Source organism: Thiomonas intermedia (genome assembly GCF_002028405.1).
Lineage (GTDB): Bacteria > Pseudomonadota > Gammaproteobacteria > Burkholderiales > Burkholderiaceae_C > Thiomonas > Thiomonas intermedia.
The window spans coordinates 1,029,800-1,047,289 of the sequence record NZ_CP020046.1 but is presented as its reverse complement, the minus strand read 5'-3'; the positions used below and the strand labels follow the sequence as shown (position 1 = coordinate 1,047,289).

The window sequence follows — 17,490 nt, the reverse complement described above, 5'->3', positions numbered from 1 at the left end:
GGGGCCTTGGGCTCAGGCCGACAGGCTGGCCACGAGATCGCGGTGCAGGGTCTGCACGGCCAGGGGCAGGCGCGGACCGAAGCCGAGCAGCAGCATGGTGTCGAGCGCGACCACGCGCCGCGCCTGGCCCGCGGGCGTCTGCGCCATGCCGGGCTGGCGCAGCAGGCCTGCCGCGCCGCCGCCCGCATCGAGCGCCTGGCGGGTCGTCAGCAGCACGTCGGGGCGCGCGGCGATGAGGGCTTCGGGGGTGAGCGGCTTGTAGCCGCCGTAGCCCTGCGCGGCGTTGCGCGCACCGGCATAGTCGAGCATGGCCTGCGCCGCCGTGCCCTGTCCGGCCACCATCATGCGGGCGATGTCGAAGCCCATGAGAAAGAGCACGCGCGGGCGCTGGCTGGCGGCGGCGATGTCGCGCTGCACCTGGCTCCAGTCGCGCGTGGTTTTCGCGGCGAGGGCCTGCGCGGCGTCCGCGTGGCCCGTGGCCTTGCCGACAGCCTGGATGCGGGCGATCAGGCCTTCGAAGCGGTGATCGGCATCGAGGGTCTGCAAGGCGATGCCGCTGCCGCGCAACTGCTGCAGCACGGCGGGCGGCCCCGCCTCGGCCGTGGCCAGCACCAGCGAGGGCGTGAGCGCGAGAATGCCTTCGGCCGACAGTTGCCGGGCGTAGCCGACGCTGGGCAGCCGGGCTGCCGCGGCGGGAAAGGTGGATGTGGTGTCCACGCCGACGAGCAGGCTCTGCGCGCCGAGGGCGTAGACGATCTCGGTGATGCCGCCGCCGATGCTGACCACGCGCGGGCCAGGGCTGGCCTGCGCGAGCGAACCGCCGCACAGCACGCCGAACAAGGACGCCGCGCCGCCCGTCAGCACGTCGCGGCGCGAAAGGCCCGACAGGCGCGCTGAGAAGGTGTGAACAAATCCGCCATGCCCGCTCATCATGCCCAAAGGGCCCCATTCGGCGTTGCAAATGCGCGCCGTGCCGTTGGGCACGGCTGTGCTTTGCGTCTTGATTGGATCCCTTTGGGCACGCCGCTCGGCCACGCCGGGTTCATTCACACCTTCTGAGGTGTCGAACCGGGCCGCAGCGGGATGGGCCGTGGTCAGGCGGCGCATAGCGCTTCTTCCTGGGCGACGTGGTTCATCAGGTTCTGCCAGGCCGCCAGCTCTTGCGTGCCGGGCTTGCGTTCGCCGAACAGCATGGCGATGGTCTCGCCCGCGGCATCGAACAGCTCCAGCGAGGTGACGAGGCCGTCGCTCGTGGGCTTGCGCACCACCCAGGCGCGGGCGACATGGTCTTGCCGCAGATGCAGGTTGAAGCCGGGATCGAGCACGTTGATCCACGGCCCCATCGGCACGATCTTCTGCACCGTGCCCGAGTGGATCTGGATGATGCCGGGGTTGCCAACGAACACCATGATGGGCACGGCATCGCGCGCGGCGTCCTGCAGCATGCGGGGCAGCACGTCGCGCTCGACTTCGATGGCAAAGCGCGGATCGGCCAGCCGCAGCGCCTGGGTGCGGGTGAGGCCGTGGCGTTTGAGTAGGCCGAAGAACTCGTGGGTGTCGCGCAGCCCGGCCCACTCCTCGCGCAGTTGGGCCACGTCGATGTCGCCGTCGTCGCGTTCGGCCTCCAGGGGGGGCGCCGGCTCGGGCTGCATGCCCGCCTGCTGCTGCGGCGCGCGGAACTGCGCGATCAGCTCCTGCCAGGCCTTCAGGTCGGTGGCGGGGCGGGCGTGGATCTTGTGCAGGGCCTGGCCCTGGGCGTCGTAGAACTGCAGGCTCTGGCGCGTTCCGCCGTTGCCGTTCTCGGTCACGGCGAAACCATGCGTCCAGCGGCTGAAGAACAGCCGCAGGTCGATCTGTCGGTCGAGCACCAGCCCGCCGCGGTCGGTGCACGAGACGTTGCGGTAGGTGCCGGTCTTTTCGTGCACGCACGAGGCGTTGCGGGTCAGCGCCATGACGTCGCCGAGCGACTCGAAGGCAGGGAACAGGTCGCGCCAGCGCGGCTGCAGGCGCAGCGCCGACAGCGCGCCGTCTTCGGGCGCGCCCACGTGCGCGGCGACGATCTCGCCTTCGGAGCAGCCGAGCTGCGCGGCGACGTCGCGCTGACGCAGCGGCGGGGTGCCGCGGCGCGCCTGGGCGTAGGCGTCGCGCAAGGCCTGCGTGGGGTCGATGGACTGCTGGGATAGGGCATGGCTCATGGCGATCTCCGGTGAGGGGTCAGAAGTCGTAGCGCAGCGCGATCTGCACATTGCGTCCGGGTTCGGTGTAGGCGTCGAGCACCGGGCTGCTGGCCGACAGGCCGCGCACGTCGTCCCAGACCCAGTACTTTTCATCGAACAGGTTGTTGAGGTTGCCCGACACGGTGATGCGCGGCGTGGGCTTCCACCACAGGCCGACGTTGACCACGGTGTAGGCCTTGGGCGTGAAGGGGCTGCCGGTGTAGTCGGCGGTGTCGATGCGGCCGAGCGCCTTGCCCTGGGTGTGCTGCACGTCGAGCTTGCCGCCCAGCCAGCCTGCGTCGTACTGGGCGCCGACGAGCAGGCGCAGCGGCTGCACCGAGTTCAGCGGCGCGCTCACGCCGTTTTGCTCGTAGTCGCCGCGGCTGTAGGCCGCCCCGGCGTTGAAGGACCATTGCGAGGTGGCCTGCCAGCGCGCCCGGGCTTCGAGGCCGCGGATGGTGGCCTTGCTCAGGTTGACGTACTGGAAGACCAGCGGATTGGTGGGCGTGCCCGTGCCGCCCACCACGGTCTGCTCGATGAAGTTGCGGTAGCGGTTGTGATAGGCGGCCAGCGAGTAGCTCACGTTGCCCTGGCTGCCGCGCAGCCCCAGCTCGATGCTGTTGGCGTGCTCGGCCTGCAGATCGGGATTGCCCACGCTGGTGTAGCCCTGCAGCGGGTTGGCGAAGTTGTTGTTGACCTGATCGGGCGTGGGTGCGCGAAAGCCCAGCGCCCACTGCACATAGGGCTGGGCCTGCGGCGCCAGCCGCCAGATGGCGCCCAGACGCGGCGAGACGGCGTGATCGCTGAGCGAGACGGCCTTGCCGCCGTAGCCGCTGGTGCTCGGGTCGAGCTGGTAGCCGTCGAGCCGCAGGCCGGGGATGAAGGTGAGGCGCTCGGAGTCGATCTCGTCCTGCACGAACAGACCCATCAGGCGGTAGTCGGTGTCCGGGAAGGGCTTGGTGGGAAAGGTCTCGCCTGCCGCGGGCACGGTGCCGTCGCGCACCGCGCTGATGCGCGAGGTGCTGAGATCGGCGCCCCAGCTCAGACGGTGCAGCCAGGTGTCGGTGGCGATGCGGCTCTGCAGTTGGGTGGACAGGCCGAGGATGCGTTGGCGGTAGGTGTTGTCGCGGGTGCGGTCGGCGGCGGTGTTGCGGTCTTCCCAGGTGCGCTGCCGCACTTCGGCGTCCTGCCAGTACACCTCGGTGCGGGCCGCGCGCAGCCAGCCGTCGCCCGACCAGTCGTGCCGCAACGACAGGCGGTTGCGGGCTATGGCGTCGTTCGCGGTGAGGCCGCGGGTGCTGGTGGCGGCGTAGGGCGGCACGGCAAGGGCCGACAGCACGTCGGTGTCCTGCTTGCGCCGCAGGGCTTCCACGGTCAGCCCCAGACTTTGCCTTGGCGTGATGGCGAGGATGGCCTTGCCCAGCACATACTGGCTGCGCCAGTCCATCGGGTTGGGCGTGGTGCGGGTGACGTTGGCGGCGTCGTTGCCGCCCCTGTTGTCCTGGTCGTGGCCGCGCGAGAAGCTGCCCAGCAGCAGCCCCTGCCATGGGCCTTTCTGGCCGGCGCCGGCCACCGCTGTGTTCCACGAGCGGTCTACGCTGGAGTACGACAGTCGGGCGAAGCCATTGGCGTTCGAGCCGGGCTTGAGCAGGTCTTGAGGGTCGAGGGTGAAAAACTGCACCGCGCCGGCCAGGCCGTCGCTGCCGTATTGGGTGGAGGCCGGGCCGCGCAGCACTTCCACGGACTTGTAGGCGTTGACGTCCACATAGTCACCGCGGCCGGTGCTGAAGGGGCCGAAGTCGAAGGCGAAGGGCAGGCGGATGCCGTCGGTCATCATCAACACCTGATTGCCTTCGAGCCCGCGGATGTTGATGCCGGCATTGCCGGCCCGCCCGGTCGAGGAGCTCGCCGCGGTGAAGCGTGCCGGATCGTGGTTGACGGTGACGTCGAGCTCGTCGCGGAACAGCTCTTCGATATTGCGCGCGCCCGACAACTCGATCTGCCGCGCCGTGTGCACGGTGACAGTATCGGGCACGTCGTCCACCGAGCGCGCGGTCCGGGTGGAGGTGATGGTGACGCCGGGAAGCGCCGATGAAGTGACCGAGCCCGCCGCACTCGCGGTGGGTGCCGGGCCGGGCTGCGGCTTGTTGCTGTCGTCAGCCAGGGCCGGGGTGGCCGAACCGCCCCACGCCATGCACATCGAAACCCACAAAATCTTGTGACGCCACACGTTTGCTGCTCCTGTAGGTGAATCTCCAGGACGGGGTCACACCTCGTCCGCCCCCGAAGGGGTCAAGACCTCCGGGAACGGCCCGGCGTGGTCTTGGGAGTTACAGGCACGGCTTGCGATGAGGCTGGCGTATGCCTTGGCGACCGCGCGTGACGCTCAGCGCCACGGCGCGGTCGCCGGTGAAGATGCAACAAATCCTACATGAGAAGTAATCGCATTTGCAAGATAATTGCAAATCGAGCTGTCGACCCAGGTCGTCGTGGATGGGGCGCGTTGAAGTGCGAGGCCGCCCTCCCCACCCCGGCCCTCCCCACGAGTGGGGAGGGAGCAAACACGCCTCCCGCCCTGTGTGGGGGAGGCTGGGAGGGGCATGCGCAGATCGCACGCCGTGCTGTCTTCTCCTCCCCCACCTGTGGGGGAGGCTGGGAGGGGCACACGCAGATCGCACGCGGTGCTGTCTTCTCCTCCCCCACCTGTGGGGGAGGTTGGGAGGGGGATGACCTGAGCGCGACGGCGTGTTATCGGCTCTGCGAGGCGGCCGAAGCGGTGGGCAAGGGGCCGATGGCGGGGGTGTCGGCGGTGCCCCAGCCGCCGCCCAGGGCCTGAATCAACCCGACGCTGGCAGCGTAGCGACGGTTCAGCAGGGTGAGCTGCGCGTTGCGTGCGCTGGTGGCCGTGGTCTGCGCGGTGAGTACGTTGAGGTAGGGCGCGGTGCCGGCCTTGTACTGGTTTTCGGCCAGGCGCAGCGAGACCTCGGCGGCCTGCACCACATCGGCCTGCTGCTGGGCCTCTTGCGACAGGATGCGTTGCGCGGCGAGGTTGTCTTCGACCTGTTGCAGCGCGGTCAATACGCTCTGGCGGTAGTTGGCGACGGTCTCGCGGTAGGCGGCCTGGCTGCTTTGCACCTGCGCGCGGCGCAGCCCGCCGTCGAACAGCGTCGCCGCGAGCTGCGGGCCGATGGACCAGAACAGCGAGGGCGCGGAGAACAGTTGCGCGATGCGCGCCGCCTGGCTGCCACCCTGCGCCGACAAAGTGAGATCGGGGAACCACGCGGTCTGCGCGACGCCGATCTGGGCGTTCGCCGCGGCCACCTGCGCCTGGGCCGCGGCCAGGTCGGGCCGACGCTGGAGCAGCTGGGCGGGGATGCCCGCAGGAATGGCGGGCACCTCGGGCAGGGCGTCTCCCGCGGGCAGGGTGAAGTCGGCCGGAGGCTGGCCCACGAGCACGGCGATGGCGTTCTGCAACTGCACCCGCGTCACCCCGAGATCGGTCAGGCTGGTCTGCGCCTGCAGCAGCTGGGTGCGCGCCTGGGCGACGTCGGCGGCGGTATCCACCCCGGCCTTGTAGCGGTTGTCGGTGAGCTGCAGGGCGCGCTGGTAGGCGGCCACGGTGTCCTGGGCCAGCGCGATCTGCGCGTCCACGGTGCGCAGTTGCAGATAGCTGGTGGCCAGGGTGGACTGCAGGCTGAGCTGGGTGTTCTGCAGCGTGGCCGCGCTGGCCTCGGCCGTGGCCTGTCCGGCCTGTACCTGCAGGCGCACCTTGCCCCACAGATCGGGCTCCCAACTGGCGCCCAGCGAGGCGCTCAGGCTGTTGCCGACCGCGCCGGTGCCGGCGGCTTTCGCCCGCGTGGCGGCGGCGCCAGCGGTCAGGGTGGGGTAGTAGGCGGCCTGGGCCTGCGACACGGCGGCCTGCGCCTGCTCATAGGCGGCGAGCTGGGCGGCCAGGCTTTGGTTGTGCTGCGCCACCTGCGCTTCGAGTCCGGCCAGCACCGGGTCGTTGAACACGCTCCACCACGCGCCACGCGGCGCCGCGGCCAGCGGCTGCGCCGGCGTCCAGCCGCTCTGGGCCTGGGCGTAGCTGGCGGGCAGCGCGATTTTCACGGCGGGCTCGGGCGGGGTGGCGGCGCAGGCGCCGAGCAGGAGCACCAACGGCGCGACGAGCCAAAGACGGGGCGAGGTGGTCGGATTCATGGGGTTCAGGCCAGAGAGTCGAGAGAGGCCGGGCGGTCGCTGCGGCCGAACTTGCGCAGCGTCCAGCGGCGCAGGCGGTCGAGTTCGAGGTAGATCACCGGGGTGGTGTAGAGGGTGAGCGCCTGGCTCACGATCAGCCCCCCGGCGATCGAGATGCCCAGCGGCTGGCGCAGCTCGGCGCCGTTGCCGGTGATGAAGGCCAGCGGCAGGGCCGTGCCCAGCGCGGCCAGGGTGGTCATGAGGATGGGGCGCAGGCGCAGGGTGGCGGCGCGGTAGATCGCGTCGCGCGGGTTCATGCCGTGCTCGCGTTCGGCGCTGAGGGCGAAATCGACCATGAGAATGGCGTTTTTCTTCACGATGCCGATGAGCAGGAACACGCCGATGAGCGCGATGATGGAAAACTCGGTGTGCGTGAGCTGCAGCGCCAGCACCGCGCCCACGCCGGCCGGTGGCAGGGTGGAGAGGATGGTGAGCGGATGCAGCGTGCTCTCGTACAGCATGCCGAGCACGATGTAGATGGCGAAGATGGCGGCCATGATGAACAGCGGCTGGTTTTTCAGCGTGCTGGCGAACAGCTGCGCCGTGCCCTGGAAGCCGCCATGAATCGCCGAGGGCAGGCCGATGGCGGCGGTGGCCTCGTTGATCTTGCCCTGGATGCTGCTCAGCGACACGCCCTTGTCGAGGTTGAAGGAGATGGTGGACGAGACGAACAGCCCCTGATGATTCACCGCCAGCGGCGTATTGGTCAGTTCGTAGTGCGCCAGCGCCGACAGCGGCACGCGCTGCCCGCCGCTGCTCACCACGAACACGTCGTTCAGTGCCTGGGCGTTGTCCTGGTACTGCTGCGCGGCCTGCATGACCACCCGGTACTGATTGAGCGGAGCGTAGATGGTGGAGATGAGCCGCTGGCCGAAGGCGTCGTTCAGGGTCTGGTCGATGGTGGAGACCGGAATGCCGTATCGCGCGGCGGCCGCGCGGTCGATCACCAGCGAGAGCTGCAGACCGTTGGCCTGCTGATCGCTGTTGACGTCGTTCAGACCGGGAATGCGCTTGAACGCTGCGAGCGCCTTGGGCTCCCATTCGCGCAGCGTGTCCAGATCGGACGCCTGCAGGGTGTACTCATACAGCGCCGCCGATGGCCGTCCGCCGGCGCGGATGTCCTGCACCGGGAACATGAAGGTCTGCGTGCCCGGCACCCGTTCCAGCGCGCGGCGCAGCTGCACGATCAGGGTCTGCACGCCGGCGCGTTCGTCGAGCGGCTTGAGCTGGATGAACATGAAGGCGCTGTTGGTCGTGCCCCCGCCGGTGAAGGCGACCACGTTCTGCACGCCCTTGTTCGCGCGCACGATGGCGACGATGCGCTCGAGCTTCTTGCTCATCTCCTGGAACGACACCGACTGATCGGCCTGCACCGAGCCGATCATCAGCCCGGTGTCCTGCGTCGGGAAGAATCCCTTGGGCACGATCTTGTAGAGATAGACGCTCAGGCCGATGGTGGCGAAGAACACGATCAGCATGAGCACCGGGCGCAGCAGCGCCCACTTCAGACTGCGGGCATAGCCGTTGTGGATGTGGTCCCACACGGCTTCGAGCCGGGACGGCCGTCGCGGCGCGGCCTCGTCTTTTTGCGGCAGCAAGCGCAGCCAGCGCGAAGCCAGCATGGGCGTGACCGTGAGCGAGACCAGCAGCGAAATGCCGATGGCCACCGACAGCGTCACGGCGAACTCGTGGAACAGGCGCCCGACGATGCCGCCCATGAACAACACCGGCAGGAACACCGCCACCAGCGACAGGCTCATCGACAGCACGGTGAAGCCCACTTCGCGCGCGCCCTTGAGCGCGGCGGCCAGCGGCGTCAGGCCCTCCTCGACATGGCGCATGATGTTTTCCAGCACCACGATGGCGTCGTCCACGACGAAGCCGGTGGCCACGATCAGCGCCATCAGCGACAGGTTGTCGAGCGAATAGTCGAGCAGCCACATGGCGGCGAAGGTGCCCACCAGCGACAGCGGCACGGCCAGCGCCGGAATGAGCGTGGCGCGCCAGTCGCGCAGGAACAGCCAGACCACGCCGATCACCAGCGCCACGGCGAGGATGAGCGTGTTCTCCACCTCTTCGAGCGAAGCGCGGATGGTGGTGGTGCGGTCGGACATGACGGTCACGTCGATCGCCGCCGGGATGGAGGCTTCGAGCTGCGGCAGGGCCGCCTTCACGGCGTCGACCGCGTCGATGATGTTGGCGCCGGGCTGCCGGTAGATGATGAGCTGGACCGAAGGCTGGCCGTTGGCCAGACCCATGTTCTGCTGGTTCTGCAGCCCTTCGTAAACGTGCGCGATCTGGTCGAGCTCGATGGGCGCACCGTTCTTGTAACCCACGACGATGTGCTGGTATTGCGCGGGGGTGCTGAGCTGGTCGTTGGCGCCGACCTGCCAGCGATGAGCGCCGCTGTCGATGGCGCCCTTGGGCGTGTCGACATTGCTGCTGACGATGGCCTGGCGCACCTGCTCCAGGCTCAGCCCCATGCCGTTGACGCGCGGCAGATCGAGATCGACGCGCACCGCGGGCAGCGCCGCCCCCCCGACCGTGACCGAGCCGATGCCCGCGATCTGCGAGATCTTCTGCGCCAGGATGGTCGAGCCGGCATCGAACATCTGTCCGCGCGTCAGGCTCTTGGAGGTGAGCGACAGAATCATGATCGGCGCGTCGGCCGGGTTCATCTTCTTGTACGTCGGATTGCCCGAAAGCCCGCTGGGCAGCAGCGGAATGGCCGCGTTGATCGCCGCCTGCACCTGTCGCGCGGCGCTGTTGATGTCTTTCGACAGATCGAACTGCAGGATGATGCGCGTGGAGCCCTGCGTGCTGCTCGAGGTCATCTGCGAAATGCCGGCAATGGTGCCCAGGCTGCGCTCCAGCGGCGTGGCCACGGTGGCGGCCATCACGTCGGGACTGGCCCCGGCCAGGCTGGCGTTGACCACGATGGTGGGAAAGTCCACCTGCGGCAGGGGCGAGACCGGCAGCAGCCGGAACGCCATGATGCCCGCCAGCAGAATCGCCAGCGCCAGAAGGCTGGTCGCGATCGGGCGTCGGATGAACAGTGCCGAGGGATTCACCGCCTTCCCTCCTCATCCCTCCCCACGCCTGGGGAGGGAGCGACTTCACCTCCCCCACCCGTGGGGGAGGCCGGGAGGGGGAACCGCCGCTTGCGCCATGCCCCCGCCCGGCGGCTCAGCCGGTCGAAAGCCAGATAGATCACCGGCGTGGTGAACAGCGTGAGCACCTGCGACACCAGCAGGCCGCCCACCAGCGTGATGCCCAGGGGCTGGCGCAGTTCAGCCCCCATGCCGCCGCCGACCACCAGCGGCACGGCGCCGAACAGCGCCGCGAAGGTGGTCATCAGAATCGGGCGCAGCCGCAGGTGCGCGGCCTGCAGCATGGCTTCCTCGGGCGGCAGGCCTTGATGGCGCTCGGCGTCGAGGGCGAAGTCCACCATCAGGATGGCGTTTTTCTGCACGATGCCGATGAGCAGAATGATGCCGATGATGGCGATGACCGTGAGGTTGTGCCCCGTGCCCATGAGCGCCAGCAGCGCGCCAATGCCGGCCGACGGCAGGGTGGACAGAATCGTCACCGGGTGGATGTAGCTCTCATACAGCACGCCCAGCACGATGTACATCGTGGCCACCGCGGCCAGCAGCAGCCAGAGCTGGTTGCTCAGCGCCGACTGAAAGGCGCTGGCCGAGCCCTGATACTGAATGACCACCGAGGCCGGCAGTTGCGCCTTTTGGGCCGCCTGGTTGATCGCGTCCACCGCCTCGCCCAGCGAGACGCCCGAGGCGAGCTGGAACGACACCAGCGCGGCGGGGAACTGGCCGATGTGGTCGATGGCCAGGGGCGTGGCGCGCTGCTCGACCGTGGCAATGCTCGACAGCGGCACCATCTGCCCGCTGCTGCCTGCGAGGTAGACGCTGTCGAAGGCGCTCAGCGGCCCGCCGGAGTTGCTTGCGCCGCCGCCCCCGCCGCCGCCGGGCCGCCCCAAGGCGGCGGGCGCCCCCTCGGGGGGCAGCGCAGGCGAAGCCGAAGCGTGGGGGCTGTTGTTCTCCACGTCGAGCACCACGCGGTATTGCGCCGACTGGGTGAAGATGGTGGACACCAGCCGTTGGCCGAAGGCGTTGTACAGCGCGCTGTCGATGGCGCTCATGCTGATGCCCAGTCGCGAGGCGGCGCTGCGGTCGACATCGACATAGGCCTGCAGACCCTGGTCCTGCAGATCGCTGGTCACGCCGGCGAGCTGCGGCAGGGCCTTGAGTCTGTCCATCAACGCGGCATTGGCGCTGGAGAGCTGCTCGGCGCTGGTGGCCGAGAGGCTGAACTGGTAGGGGTAGCGGCTGGCGATGTCGTCGATGGTGAGGTCTTGCACCGGCTGCAGATAGGCCTGGATGCCGCCGACCTTGGCGGCGCGCTCGTCCAGACGGGTGATGAGCGGCCCCACGCGCAAGCCGCGCTGGTCCAGCGGCTTGAGGTTGATCAGCAGCCGCCCGGTGTTCATCGTGGTGTTCACGCCGTCGATGCCCACCACGGACGAGACCGAATCCACCGCGGGATCTTTGAGCAGTGCATCCACCAGCGCTTGCTGGCGCTCGGTCATGGACTGGAACGAGACGTCCTGCGGCGCCACCGTGGTCGCCTGGATCATGCCCGTGTCCTGGGTGGGGAAGAAGCCCTTGGGGATGAGCACATACAGGAGTACGGTGAGTGCCAGCGTGCCCACGGCCAGCAGCAGGACCAGGGGCTGATGCCGCAGCACCCAGCGCAGCGCCCGGGTGTAGCGCGCGGACAGCCCTTCGAAAAAGGCGCCGGTGGCATGGAACAGACGGCTTTGTTCGGCCTCGGGCGTATGGCGCAACAGGCGCGCCGACAGCATGGGCGTGAAGGTCAGCGAGACGATGGCCGAGATGACGATGGCCACCGCCAGGGTGATGGCGAACTCGCGGAACAGCCGACCCACCACGTCGCCCATGAACAGCAGCGGAATGAGCACCGCGATGAGCGAGAAGGTGAGGGTGATGATGGTGAAGCCGATCTGACCCGCGCCCTTGAGCGCGGCGGTGAGCGGGCGCTCGCCGGCCTCGATGTAGCGCGAGATGTTCTCGATCATCACGATGGCATCGTCCACCACGAAGCCGGTGGCGATGGTGAGCGCCATCAGCGTGAGGGTGTTGATCGAAAAACCGAACAGATACATCGCGCCGAACGTGCCCACCAAGGCCAGCGGCACTGCGGTGGCTGGAATGAAGGTGGCCCTTGCGCTGCGCAGGAAGATGAAGATCACCAGCACCACCAGCACGACCGAGAGCAGCAGCTCGAACGTCACGTCGCTGATGGCCGCGCGGATGGTGACGGTGCGGTCGGACAGCACCGAGAGCTGGGCCGCGGCCGGCAGCTGCGCCTGCAGACTGGGCAGCAGCTTGTGAATGTTGTCCACCACGGCGATGACGTTGGCGCCCGGCTGGCGCTGCACGTTGATGACGATGCCCGGCTTGCCGTTGACCAGGGCGGCCTGCCAGGCGTTCTCGGCACCGGTGCTGAGGGTGGCCACATCGCCCAGCCGGACCGGCGCGCCGCCCGAGTAGGCGATGATCATGTCGCGGTATTGCTGCGGTGACTGCAACTGGTCGTTGGCGTCGATGCTGAACGATTGCTGGCTGCCGTTGATGGTGCCCTTCGGGCTGTTGACGTTGGCGCCGGTGATCGCGGTGCGGATGCTGTCCATGCTCAGGCCCAGCGCCGCCAGCGCGGGGCCGTTCACCGTCACGCGGATGGCGGGCTTGTGGCCGCCCGACAGGCTGACCAGGCCCACGCCCGACACCTGCGAGAGCTTCTGGCTCAGGCGCGTGTCGGCCAGGTCGTACAGCGTGGTGAGCGGCAGGGTGTTGGACGTCAGCCCCAAAGTGATGACCGGCGCGTCGGCGGGGTTGACCTTGGCATAGATGGGGGGCTGCGGCAGGTCGGAAGGCAGCAGATTGCTCGCGGCATTGATCGCGGCCTGCACCTCCTGCTCGGCCACGTCGAGCGAGAGCGAAAGATCAAAGCGCAGGGTGATGACCGAGGCGCCGCCGGAGCTGACCGACCACATCTGCGCCAGGCCGGGCATCTGGCCGAACTGGCGCTCCAGCGGCGCGGTGACCGAGGAGGTCATCACGTCGGGGCTGGCGCCGGGGTAGAGCGTGGTGACCTGGATGGTCGGATAGTCCACCTGCGGCAGCGCGGCCTGCGGCAAAAGCCGGTAGCCGACGAAGCCGGCCACCAGCACCGCAATCATCAGCAGCGTGGTGGCGATGGGCCGCAGGATGAACAGCCGTGACGGGCTGGGCCGGGCGGCCTCTACGTCCCTGCCAGGCTCGCCCGCGGGCGGCGGAGGGTCTTGCTCCCTCCCCACGCGTGGGGAGGGTTGGGGTGGGGAGGTGGGCTCGTCTTGCGGCGCGCTCATGGTCAGCGCGCTCCGCTGGCGGCTGCAGGCTTGGCGCCATGCGGAGCGCCGGGCTTGGCGTGTGAGGCTTTGGCTTCGTTGTTGGCGGACAGCGGTTGCACCACCTTGACTTCACGGCCGTCGCGCAAGCGGTCGAGGCCGTCGGTCACGACGCGTTCGCCGGCCTTCACGCCGCTGACGATCTGCGTGAGGTTGTCGAAGGCGACCCCGGTTTTCACCACCCGCATCTTCACCTTGTTGTCGGCGCCGATCACGTACACATAGGTGCCGGGCGCGCCCACGGCCACGGCCGTGGTTGGCACCACGAGGGCGTTGGCCATCGTGTTGACCAGCAGCCGCACGTTGACGAACTGGTTGGGGAACAGACTCAGTTTCTTGTTGGTGAACTCGGCGCGAAGGTTGAGCGTGCCCGTCGTGCTGTTGATCTGGTTGTCGGCGGCGACCAGTTGACCGGTTTCGAGCAACAGGGTATTGCGCGCATCCCAGGCCTGGGTTTCCAGGTGTTTGCCGGCCATGAGTGGACCGACCACCTCTGCGATGTTCTGCTGCGGCACGGCGAAGGTCACGTCCACCGGCTGGACCTGGGCGATGGTGGCGATCGGCGAGGCCGAATTGGAGCTGGTGCTGGTGTTGCTGCCCACGGCGCCGGAAGTCGTCACCATATTGCCGGCATCCACCGGACGCAGGCCGGCGAGACCGGCTATCGGCGCGGTAATGCGGGTCCAGCTCAGTTGCAGCCGCGCGTTGTCGAGCGCGGCCTTGTTGGCGTCGAGCGTGGCCTTGAGCTGGGCCACGGTGGCGCGTTGGTCGGAGACCTGCTGCGCCGAAATCGAATCCTGTTTGAGCAGGGTTTCATAGCGCTGCAGATCGCTCTGCGCGCCGTTCATCTGCGCCTGCGTCTGCTCCAGCTGCGCCTGCGCCTGTTCGACCGCAATGCGGAACGGACGGGGATCGATCTGTGCGAGCAACTGACCCGCCTTGACCATCTGCCCCTGTTTGTAATCCACGCTCTGCAGCAGCCCGGCCACCCGCGGCATGACGTTCACATAGCTGCGCGGCGTGACCGTGCCCAGCGCGGTCAGCCATACCGGAACCGACTGGGTTTTCACCGTGGACGCGGTGACCGGCTGCGGGGCCATCTGCCCTTTGTCCATGCCGCCGCCCCGCATCTGCGCCTGCGCGGGGTGCTCGCTGCCCATCAGCGCCAGGCCGCCCGCGGCCAGGAGGGCGGCGCCCAGCCCGCCCCATATCCAGCGGTGGGGGGGCGGGGCAGGGCGCTTGGGGTGGTCGGGAGGAGAAGGCAGGTTCATGGGAGGCAGACCAGGAATGAACGAAGCGGGGCGTGGTGGGTGAAACGGGACGCGATCAAAGCAGACAGTCTCCATATCCTGCCTGCGCGACGTGAAATCCGTGTGCAGGCCATGTGAAGAAATATGAAGCCGTCGGTGAAGGGACGGGCGCGGACCCGCGCCTCAGCCCTTGGGCGTGCGCTGGTGATTCCAGTACACCTCGGTGCTGGCGGCGTCGCCCGCGCGGTTGAGCGTGCGGGCGAGCACGAACAGCAGGTCGGACAGGCGGTTGAGGTATTGCAGCAACTCCGCGCGCAGCAGCAGCGGCGCTTCCGCCCCGCCCGACTGCGCCACCTCGTTGGAGACCGCCACCACCGCCCGCTCGGCGCGGCGCGCCACGGTGCGGCAGACGTGAGCCTGCGAGGCCGTCGGTGTGCCGCCCGGCAGAATGAACTCGGCCAGCGGCGGCAGTTGCGCGTTGTAGGTCTTGAGCGCTTCGTCGAGCGCGGCGACCTGCTCCGGCTTGAGCAGCGCCATGCCGGGCACCGAAAGCTCCCCGCCGAGATCGAACAGATCGTGCTGCACCTGCAGCAGCAGCGTGTCGATGGCCTCGGGCAGCCCCTGGCTGCGCAGCAGGCCGAGGTGAGAATTGAGCTCGTCGACATCGCCCAGCGCCTGGATGCGCGCGGCCGATTTCAGACAGCGCGAGCCGTCACCCAGCCCGGTGGTGCCCGCGTCGCCAGTGCGGGTGGAAATGGCGGTGAGGCGGTGGCCCATGGAGATCCTCGGTCGAATGGAACGGCGTATTCTTGCCCAATTCCGCAAACCTGCGCTCCGCGAGGACTGCCGCCATGAACGCCCCCCTCACCCCCACCGTGCTCACCCGCCCCACGCCGCCCGCCTTGCTCGCCGCGCTGGCCGCACGCTTCGGTGCTCAGCTTTCCACCGCGCTGGCCGTGCGCGAGCAGCATGGGCGCGATGAATCGCCCTTCGATGTGCCGCCGCCCGCGGCCGTGGTGTTCTGCGACAGCACGCAGGACGTGGCCGACGCGGTGGCGTTGGCCGCCGGGCACGATGTGCCCGTCATCGCCTATGGCGCCGGGTCGTCGCTCGAAGGCCAGTTGTTGGCGGTGCAGGGTGGCATCAGCCTCGATCTGTCGCGCATGAACCGGGTACTCGATGTTGCCACCGACGACATGCTTGTCACTGTTCAGGCTGGCGTCACACGCATGCAGCTCAACGACGAGCTGCGCCACACTGGGCTGTTCTTCCCCATCGACCCGGGGGCTGACGCCACGCTGGGCGGCATGACCGCCACGCGCGCCTCGGGCACCAACGCCGTGCGCTACGGCACCATGCGCGAGAACGTGCTGGCGCTCACGGTGGTGCTGGCCGATGGCCGCATCATTCGCACCGGCACCCAGGCGCGCAAGAGCAGCGCGGGGTACGACCTCACCCGCCTCATGGTGGGCAGCGAGGGCACGCTGGGCATCGTCACCGAAGTCACCGTGCGCCTTTATCCGCAGCCCGAAGCCGTGGCCGCGGCGGTGTGTTCCTTCCCAGACGTGGCGCACGCGGTGGACTGCACCATCGCCGTGATCCAGGCCGGCATTCCCATCGCCCGCGTGGAATTGATGGATGCCGGCGCGGTGCGCGCCGTCAACGCGCACGACCATCTCGGCCTGCCCGAGCAGCCCCTGCTGCTGATGGAATTCCACGGCTCGCCCGCCGGGGTGCGCGAGCAGGCCGAAGCCGTGCAGGCCCTCGCAGCCGAACACGCGGGCAGCGACTTCGCCTGGGCCGACACCCCGGAAGAGCGCACGAAGCTATGGAAGGCGCGGCACCACGCCTACCTCTCCGCGCTGCAGATGAAACCCGGCTGCCGCTGCGTCACCACCGATACCTGCGTACCCATTTCGCGTCTGGCCGAAAGCATCAACGACACCCTTCTTGAAGCCGATGCCGCCGGTTTGCCCTACTTCGTCGTCGGCCATGTGGGCGACGGCAATTACCACATCGGCTACCTCATCGATCCGGCCCAACCCGAAGAGCGCGAGCTGGCCGAGCGGCTCAACGCCCAGCTCGTGCGCCGCGCGCTCAAACTGGGCGGCACCTGCAGCGGCGAGCACGGCATCGGTCTGCACAAGCAGGGTTTCCTGCGCGAGGAAGCCGGCGACGACGCCCTCGACGTGATGCGCGCCATCAAGCGGGCCCTCGATCCGAAGGGCATCCTCAACCCGGGGAAGATCTTTGCGTGACAGGGGTTTCTGCACCGTTAGGTCATGAGTGCGGTATGGCGAAAAGTATGGCTTTTATCTAAACTTCTGCCATGCAGAGGCCGAGCTTCGAGTGGGATGCAGCCAACCGTGAAAAGCATGGCGTTGGTTTCGACCGGGCCCAGTATGCATTTGCCGATCCCAGCGGGGCATCGCACGCGACATTGAGCACAGCACAAACGAAGCGCGCTATTTCTGCTTCGGCAAGGTGGATGAAGGCGTCCTCACGGTGCGCTTTACTTGCAGGGGCCCCAGCATTCGGATCATCGGTGCAGGCTATTGGCGCAAAGGAAGGACTGTCTATGAGCAAGAAAATCAAATACACCGACGAACCGATCGGTGACGTGGAAATCATCGCGGATTTTCTGCCTCCGCCGGAGGCCTTGGTCTTTCGCGAAGAGGGCGTCAAAGTCACTTTGGCCTTGAGCAAGAAGAGTGTGGATTTCTTCAAACATCAAGCGCAGGCCCATCACTCCCAATATCAGCGCATGATCCGCCACCTGCTCGACGCCTATGTGGATCGCCACAGCGCAGCCGATCCCGTAAAGACATCAAGCAGTAGTGCGGCAAAGCGCGGTGTGGCGAAAACCAACTGAGCATGACCATGTTCACCTACCTCATGCTCGGCACCAACGATCTCGTCCGCGCGGCCGCGTTCTACGACCCCGTGCTGGCCACGCTGGGCCATGCACGATGCGTGACGGAAGATGACGATCCCAGCCATGAAATCGGCTGGGGCCGCTATGCCGACGAGGGGCGGGTGGAACGGGCGCTGTGGCTGTGCAAGCCCTTCGACGGCCAGCCTGCCACTACGGGCAACGGCAGCATGGTGGCGCTGGCGGCCATGAGCCGGGCGCAGGTCGATGCCTTTCACGCTGCCGCGCTGGCGCATGGCGGGTGCAGCGAAGGCGCACCCGCTCTGCGCCCGCACTACGGCCCTGACTTTTACGCCGCCTATGTGCGCGACCCCGACGGCAACAAGCTCGCCGCCGTGTGTCGCGCCGCAGTCTGAACGCTTCGCG

Annotated in this window: 11 protein-coding genes; 3 read left to right on the top strand and 8 right to left on the bottom strand. The window is 68.2% G+C overall.

All coding sequences use genetic code 11. From position 1 onward, the window contains the following. Nucleotides 1-12: 12 nt before the first annotated feature. The 8 genes from BVH73_RS04880 to BVH73_RS04845 form a co-directional block, all read right to left on the bottom strand. Complete coding sequence (locus tag BVH73_RS04880; protein ID WP_245800415.1) at nucleotides 13-1,107, bottom strand: heme/hemin ABC transporter substrate-binding protein; 1,095 nt, start codon at nucleotides 1,105-1,107, stop codon at nucleotides 13-15. Further along, nucleotides 1,095-2,195: a hemin-degrading factor gene (locus tag BVH73_RS04875; RefSeq protein ID WP_079416599.1), complete on the bottom strand. Its 1,101-nt coding sequence runs from the start codon at nucleotides 2,193-2,195 to the stop codon at nucleotides 1,095-1,097. Before BVH73_RS04875 ends, BVH73_RS04880 begins: the two co-directional genes overlap by 13 nt. Nucleotides 2,196-2,214: 19 nt before the next feature. Further along, entirely contained in the window at nucleotides 2,215-4,446 is a 2,232-nt protein-coding gene (locus tag BVH73_RS04870; protein WP_079416597.1) for a TonB-dependent hemoglobin/transferrin/lactoferrin family receptor, read from the bottom strand. A gap of 518 nt (nucleotides 4,447-4,964) precedes the next feature. Beyond that, a complete protein-coding gene (locus BVH73_RS04865) occupies nucleotides 4,965-6,416 on the bottom strand; it encodes an efflux transporter outer membrane subunit (RefSeq protein ID WP_079416595.1) in 1,452 nt (483 codons plus the stop codon). A 5-nt stretch (nucleotides 6,417-6,421) separates the two neighbouring features. Continuing rightward, nucleotides 6,422-9,526: an efflux RND transporter permease subunit gene (locus tag BVH73_RS04860; protein WP_079416593.1), complete on the bottom strand. Its 3,105-nt coding sequence runs from the start codon at nucleotides 9,524-9,526 to the stop codon at nucleotides 6,422-6,424. After that, a complete protein-coding gene (locus BVH73_RS04855) occupies nucleotides 9,523-12,735 on the bottom strand; it encodes an efflux RND transporter permease subunit (RefSeq protein ID WP_245800477.1) in 3,213 nt (1,070 codons plus the stop codon). Before BVH73_RS04855 ends, BVH73_RS04860 begins: the two co-directional genes overlap by 4 nt. Before the next feature lie 170 nt (nucleotides 12,736-12,905). Further along, nucleotides 12,906-14,213, bottom strand: a complete 1,308-nt coding sequence (locus BVH73_RS04850; RefSeq protein ID WP_079416589.1) for an efflux RND transporter periplasmic adaptor subunit — start codon at nucleotides 14,211-14,213, stop codon at nucleotides 12,906-12,908. A 162-nt stretch (nucleotides 14,214-14,375) separates the two neighbouring features. Then, the gene (locus tag BVH73_RS04845; protein WP_079416587.1) at nucleotides 14,376-14,969 is read right to left on the bottom strand and encodes a cob(I)yrinic acid a,c-diamide adenosyltransferase; all 594 of its coding nucleotides are present in this window, start codon (nucleotides 14,967-14,969) and stop codon (nucleotides 14,376-14,378) included. Between the two features lie 74 nt (nucleotides 14,970-15,043). Between BVH73_RS04845 and BVH73_RS04840 the strand changes: the two genes are divergently transcribed. From BVH73_RS04840 to BVH73_RS04825, 3 genes are all read left to right on the top strand, one after another. Further along, nucleotides 15,044-16,450 (top strand): FAD-binding oxidoreductase, encoded by a 1,407-nt coding sequence (locus BVH73_RS04840; RefSeq protein WP_079416585.1) that lies wholly within the window; start codon nucleotides 15,044-15,046, stop codon nucleotides 16,448-16,450. Between the two features lie 320 nt (nucleotides 16,451-16,770). Further along, nucleotides 16,771-17,064, top strand: a complete 294-nt coding sequence (locus BVH73_RS04830; protein ID WP_079416583.1) for a hypothetical protein — start codon at nucleotides 16,771-16,773, stop codon at nucleotides 17,062-17,064. A gap of 8 nt (nucleotides 17,065-17,072) precedes the next feature. Continuing rightward, on the top strand, nucleotides 17,073-17,480 hold the full coding sequence (locus tag BVH73_RS04825) for a VOC family protein (RefSeq protein WP_079420340.1): 408 nt from the start codon (nucleotides 17,073-17,075) through the stop codon (nucleotides 17,478-17,480). Nucleotides 17,481-17,490 lie beyond the last annotated feature (10 nt).

Coding starts and splice junctions, on each gene's coding strand:
- BVH73_RS04880 (WP_245800415.1), bottom strand. CDS start 1,107: ATGCGCCGCCTGACCACGGCCCATCCCGCTGCGGCCCGGTTCGACACC.
- BVH73_RS04875 (WP_079416599.1), bottom strand. CDS start 2,195: ATGAGCCATGCCCTATCCCAGCAGTCCATCGACCCCACGCAGGCCTTG.
- BVH73_RS04865 (WP_079416595.1), bottom strand. CDS start 6,416: ATGAATCCGACCACCTCGCCCCGTCTTTGGCTCGTCGCGCCGTTGGTG.
- BVH73_RS04855 (WP_245800477.1), bottom strand. CDS start 12,735: ATGATTGCGGTGCTGGTGGCCGGCTTCGTCGGCTACCGGCTTTTGCCG.
- BVH73_RS04850 (WP_079416589.1), bottom strand. CDS start 14,213: ATGAACCTGCCTTCTCCTCCCGACCACCCCAAGCGCCCTGCCCCGCCC.
- BVH73_RS04845 (WP_079416587.1), bottom strand. CDS start 14,969: ATGGGCCACCGCCTCACCGCCATTTCCACCCGCACTGGCGACGCGGGC.
- BVH73_RS04840 (WP_079416585.1), top strand. CDS start 15,044: ATGAACGCCCCCCTCACCCCCACCGTGCTCACCCGCCCCACGCCGCCC.
- BVH73_RS04830 (WP_079416583.1), top strand. CDS start 16,771: ATGAGCAAGAAAATCAAATACACCGACGAACCGATCGGTGACGTGGAA.
- BVH73_RS04825 (WP_079420340.1), top strand. CDS start 17,073: ATGTTCACCTACCTCATGCTCGGCACCAACGATCTCGTCCGCGCGGCC.